At 69.3% G+C, this 2613-nt stretch carries 2 protein-coding genes; both read left to right on the forward strand.

Translation table 11 applies throughout. The features are described 5' to 3' along the window. On the forward strand, positions 1 to 1554 hold the full coding sequence (locus tag U4Z64_RS37160; protein WP_124572231.1) for a sugar ABC transporter ATP-binding protein: 1554 nt from the start codon (positions 1 to 3) through the stop codon (positions 1552 to 1554). A 40-nt stretch (positions 1555 to 1594) separates the two neighbouring features. After that, positions 1595 to 2613 (forward strand): ABC transporter permease subunit (locus tag U4Z64_RS37165; protein ID WP_321804529.1); only part of this gene is annotated, 1019 nt, incomplete at its 3' end.

Genomic DNA, 2613 nt, shown 5'->3' on the forward strand with positions numbered 1-2613 from the left:
ATGTCGCGTTCTGAGTCCCCCCGGCCGCTGCTCGAGATGCGCGGCATCAGCAAGACCTTCCCGGCCGTGCGCGCGCTCGACAACGTCAGCCTGACCGTCTATCCGGGCGAGATCCATTCGCTGATGGGCGAGAACGGCGCGGGCAAGTCGACGCTGATGAAGATCCTGTCGGGTGCGTACCGCGCCGACGCCGGCGGCGAGATCCTGATCGACGGCGCGCGCATCGACGTCGACGGCCCGCTCGCCGCGCGCGATGCCGGCGTCGCCGTGATCTACCAGGAGCTGTGCCTCGCGCCGAACCTCACCGTCGCGGAAAACATCTACGTCGGCCGCGAACTGCGCCGCGGCAACCGCCGCTGGGGCACCATCGACCGCGCGGCGATGGCACGCGGCTGCCAGGACGTGCTCGCGCGCCTCGGTGCGCCGTTCGGCCCCGACACGCTGGTCGGCACGCTGTCGATCGCCGAGCAGCAGCTCGTCGAGATCGCGCGCGCCGTGCATACCCGCGCACGCATCCTCGTGATGGACGAACCGACGACGCCGCTGTCGTCGCGCGAAACCGAGCACCTGTTCGGCCTGATCCGCCAGCTGCGCGAGGAAGGTCTCGCGATCATCTACATCAGCCACCGGATGGCCGAAATCTACGAACTGTCCGACCGCGTGTCGGTGCTGCGCGACGGCTCGTACGTCGGCACGCTCGAGCGCGCATCGCTGTCGGCCGAGCGGCTCGTCGCGATGATGGTCGGCCGTGACATCTCCGGCTTCTACAAGAAGGAACACGCGCCGTACGATCCCGGCCACCTGCTGCTGTCGGTGCGCGACATCGCCGACGGCGAGCGCGTGCGCGGCTGCAGCCTCGACCTGCATGCGGGCGAGGTGCTCGGCATCGCCGGGCTCGTCGGCGCGGGCCGCACCGAGCTCGCGCGGCTGATCTTCGGCGCGGAGCCGCGCACGCGCGGCGACGTGAAGCTGGGCGAGCGCACGTTCGGCGCGCATTCGCCGCGCGACGCGATCGACGCGGGCCTCGTCTACCTGACGGAAGACCGCAAGCGCCAGGGCCTGTTCCTCGACATGAGCGTGCGCGACAACATCAACATCTCCGTGTGCAACCGCGATGCGCGGCTCGGCGCGCTCGATCTCGCGCGCGGCGCCACGCGCGCACGCGACGCGATCGCGTCGCTGTCGATCCGCGTGCCGAATGCGAACGTCAACGTCGGCGCGCTGTCGGGCGGCAACCAGCAGAAAGTGCTGCTGTCGCGCCTGCTCGAGACGAAGCCGCGCGTGCTGATCCTCGACGAGCCGACGCGCGGCGTCGACATCGGCGCGAAATCCGAGATCTACCGGATCATCAACGAACTGGCCCGCGCGGGTGTCGGCGTGATCGTGATCTCGAGCGAGCTGCCGGAGATCATCGGCGTCGCCGACCGCGTGCTCGTGATGCGCGAAGGCGAGATCGCCGGCGAACTCGGCGGCCACACGCACACGCCCATCACGCAGGAAGCGATCATCGCGCTCGCCACCGGCTCGCAGGCCGAGCTCGCCGACGCGCACTGACCACGGCCCCTTCATTTTCTTCTTCCTTCAAGGTACCGACATGATCAACCCGACCAAGCAGCGGAACCTCGCATCCGCCACGGCCCATCCGGTCGCCAACCGTACGCCGCTGATGCGCGGCGCCGATCATCGCGCGCGCATGCAGTCGCTGCTGCGCACCGCCGGCATGCTGCCGGTGCTGCTGGTCCTCTGCATCGGCTTCGGCTTCCTGACCGACGGCTTCTTCACGCTGCAGAACCTGTCGATCGTCACGCAGCAGGCGTCGATCAACATCGTGCTCGCCGCCGGCATGACCTTCGTGATCCTGACGGGCGGCATCGACCTGTCGGTCGGCTCGGTGCTCGCCGCGTCGGCCGTCGCCGCGCTCATCGCGTCGACCATCCCCGGCTGGGGCTGGCTCGGCGTGCCGATCGCGCTCGCGGTCGGTCTCGTGTTCGGCGCGATCAACGGCGGCCTGATCTCGTTCCTGCGCCTGCCGCCGTTCATCGTCACGCTCGGCGCGATGACGGCCGTGCGCGGCGTCGCCCGCCTGATCGGCAACGACACGACCGTCTTCAACCCGCAACTGCCGTTCGCGTTCATCGGCAACGGCACGATCCTCGGCGTGCCGTGGCTCGTCGTGATCGCCTGCGCGGTGATCGCGCTGTCGTGGTTCATCCTGCGCCGCACGGTGCTCGGCATGCGGATCTATTCGGTCGGCGGCAACCCGGAAGCCGCACGGCTGTCGGGCATCAACGTGCGCGCGATCCAGCTGTTCGTGTATGCGGCGTCGGGCCTGCTCGCCGGCCTCGGCGCGGTGATGTCGGCCGCGCGGCTCTATGCGGCCAACGGCCTGCAGCTCGGCCAGTCGTACGAACTCGATGCGATCGCCGCGGTGATCCTCGGCGGCACGAGCTTCGTCGGCGGTGTCGGCTCGATCGTCGGCACGCTGATCGGCGCGCTGATCATCGCGGTGCTGACCAACGGCCTCGTGCTGCTCGGCGTGTCCGACATCTGGCAATACATCATCAAGGGGCTCGTGATCATCGGCGCGGTCGCGCTCGACCGCTATCGCCAGCG

It is taken from the genome of Burkholderia sp. BCC1996 (assembly GCF_905339955.1).
Classification (GTDB): domain Bacteria; phylum Pseudomonadota; class Gammaproteobacteria; order Burkholderiales; family Burkholderiaceae; genus Burkholderia.

Coding starts and splice junctions, on each gene's coding strand:
- U4Z64_RS37160 (WP_124572231.1), top strand. CDS start 1: ATGTCGCGTTCTGAGTCCCCCCGGCCGCTGCTCGAGATGCGCGGCATC.